The organism is Anoxybacillus tepidamans PS2 (assembly GCF_000620165.1).
Classification (GTDB): Bacteria; Bacillota; Bacilli; order Bacillales; family Anoxybacillaceae; genus Anoxybacteroides; species Anoxybacteroides tepidamans_A.
Genome location: NZ_JHVN01000043.1, coordinates 1 through 2,594, shown reverse-complemented (window position 1 = coordinate 2,594; position 2,594 = coordinate 1). Strand labels below are relative to the sequence as shown.

The window sequence follows — 2,594 nt, the reverse complement described above, 5'->3', positions numbered from 1 at the left end:
GCGATGGTATGGATTTCATCGATATGTACTGCATGTGTTATGCTGTATCCTTATGCATAACTTCGAGTTTTTACTCTAGTTTTGCAACACCATCTGTTTTCAATAATTGAACTCCCTATACGATAATTTTCATTTCGTAATGATGACCACTCGATATGATTCAATTTCTATCGTTCTATTTCCTAAGACGATGAGTACGAATCGCGGCATTTGCGGTATATTGGCAAAAAAGCAGCAAAAGTGATTTTTGAAAAAATCCTTCTCTTGAAGAATATGTTCAAAATTCAAATAAAGAAGCGGTAGCTAGCAAAAATGCCAGACACCGCTTTTTACACTCCTTAACCTCGTTTTATATCGTAAGTGAGAGTTGTAGAGTTGCCAAACGGATGCACAGCTTTCTTTTACCAGAACAATCCGATTAGTGTAATACCAACAATAGCGGCAAGGGCGATTCCATATCCCCAGCCCCACCCCCAACCCCAGCCGAATCCGTACCCAAATCCTCCGAGATTTCGTCGGCCAGCAGGCAAAATATACACACGGTTAGGTGTCACACGTGTAATGCGTCCTATATGCACGTTGCCAAACCGGTCATGGATACGTACAACTTGACCGCGATAACGACAGCAAGCATCGTACCACTGTTGTGGCATGTTGATTCCTCCTTTTTTTTACTACAACTACATCTACAGAGTATGTGATGAGAAAAAAAGGAGTTTGTACCAATGACTACTTTTGACACGAAAATATACAGTATCCAAGCTGTTTTCCATATTGTTTTTTTAGTTGCTCATGCTTGCTTAAAATGGCTAACATTTCATGGGAGAAGGTAGTGCGAATTGTAAAGGACGATTGCAAAGCAGGGTGCTCGGTGGCGGTATAGGCAGCGATCTGAATATTGCGAAAGCCATGATTGGAGAGATAAGTCCGCCACTCTTTTTTTGTTAACAGCTGTCGAAATTGATAAAAAGCGGAGATGTCTTTTTTGGCAGATTCCGATAGTTGTGAATGGGCAGCTTCTATACCAATGAATGTTCCGTGCGGCTTAAGCGTGCGATATATTTCTTTAAGCGCCTTTGGCAAGGTGACAAACGATAAGACCGATTCGCATAATATAATATCGAATTGCTCGGATGGAAAAGGCAATGACTCAATAGAAGCTTTGTGTAGCTCGACAGGTTTGGAGAGGGAAGAAAAACGGGCTTTTGCTTTCTCAAGCATTTTCGGATGAATGTCAATGGCTGTTACATGTGCTCCATATGTTTCAGAAATATAGGCAGCCGTCCGCCCCGTACCGCAACCAACATCGAGAATGTGAGTAGAAGGGGTAATATTAAGTTTACGTAATATATTTTTAGTTAATAAAAATCCTCCAGGATGGGCGCTGTCAATCCCTAATTCTGCTAATACATCAAGATATGTTGTCAATGTTGTGTCCTCCAATTTCTTCTTTTCCATAATTTATGCCAGCAGTATTTGTTTTGCCCGTGTCCAATAAATTTCCCTTTGTAGGAAAAAGTTTGTCCCGTCCTATAGTTATTCTGTATAGCAACTTTGTTGCTGTAGACCCACAAGGCACTATGCTGATAAACTAATACGTGCGAATAGGAAAAGTAAGGGTGGAACGAATGAAAGCGGAATTAGGAGCTTGGGTAAGCATAGGAAGCTATATTAGCCTAGCGATTGCGAAACTCGCGACTGGCTATATCGCTCATTCAGAAGGAGTGGCTGCTGATGGGTGGAACAACTTTAGTGATATTGTTGCCTCTGTGGCGATTTTAATAGGAATTAAAATTGCGCAAAAGCCGCGAGATCATAACCATCCGTACGGACACTCCCGCGCTGAAAATATTTCGTCGCTTATTGCGGCATTTATTATGATGTCGATTGGTCTCGATGTTGTTGGAAAAGGAGTTCTATCACTTGTCCATAATAAGGGTGATGAAGCACCACAACCGATTGCTGCGTGGGTTGGAATATGTTCTGCGTTCGTCATGTTTGTTGTTTACTGGTTTAATCAACGTCTTTCTAAGAAAGTGAGCAGCCAGGCGCTTGCAGCCGCCGCAAAAGATCATCTATCTGATGCGCTCGTCAGTCTTGGCACGGTCATCGGAATTATCGGTGCACATTTTCATATGTTTTGGCTCGATCCATTAGCTGCTCTTCTCATTGGTGTCATCATTTGCAAAACAGCGTGGCATATTTTTTCAGAAACATCGCATATGTTAACGGATGGGTTTGACGAACATGCTTTAGCTACCTACAAACGAGAAATTGCATCGGTCGAAGGAGTGAAGCGCGTATCCGATGTGAAAGCGCGAACAGTAGGCAATCATATCATTCTCGATGTCACGATTCATGTCGATGCCCATTTAACGGTTGCTAAGAGCCATGAAATTGCTGATGAAGTAGAACGAATGATGAAGCAGCAGCATCGTATCGAAACGACACATGTGCATATCGAGCCGGATCAAAACCTTAATCGCTTATAAACGATTAAGGTTTTCAGACTGTTGAAAAACGATTTTGTCAACGACAAAATCGTTTTTTTATGATATATATGAAGGAAATACCGATGAGGAGAGCTCCCCTAT

General features: G+C 41.8%; 3 protein-coding genes. 1 reads left to right on the top strand and 2 read right to left on the bottom strand.

Annotated features, from left to right (window positions below):
* Positions 1-401: 401 nt before the first annotated feature.
* Both N667_RS0117345 and N667_RS0117340 read right to left on the bottom strand, forming a co-directional pair.
* On the bottom strand, positions 402-653 hold the full coding sequence (locus N667_RS0117345; protein WP_027410668.1) for a hypothetical protein: 252 nt from the start codon (positions 651-653) through the stop codon (positions 402-404).
* A 76-nt stretch (positions 654-729) separates the two neighbouring features.
* Complete coding sequence (locus N667_RS0117340; RefSeq protein WP_027410667.1) at positions 730-1,428, bottom strand: class I SAM-dependent methyltransferase; 699 nt, start codon at positions 1,426-1,428, stop codon at positions 730-732.
* Positions 1,429-1,628: 200 nt separating this feature from the next.
* Here N667_RS0117340 and N667_RS0117335 point away from each other — a divergent pair, with 200 nt between their 5' ends.
* Positions 1,629-2,492, top strand: a complete 864-nt coding sequence (locus tag N667_RS0117335; protein WP_035099290.1) for a cation diffusion facilitator family transporter — start codon at positions 1,629-1,631, stop codon at positions 2,490-2,492.
* Positions 2,493-2,594 lie beyond the last annotated feature (102 nt).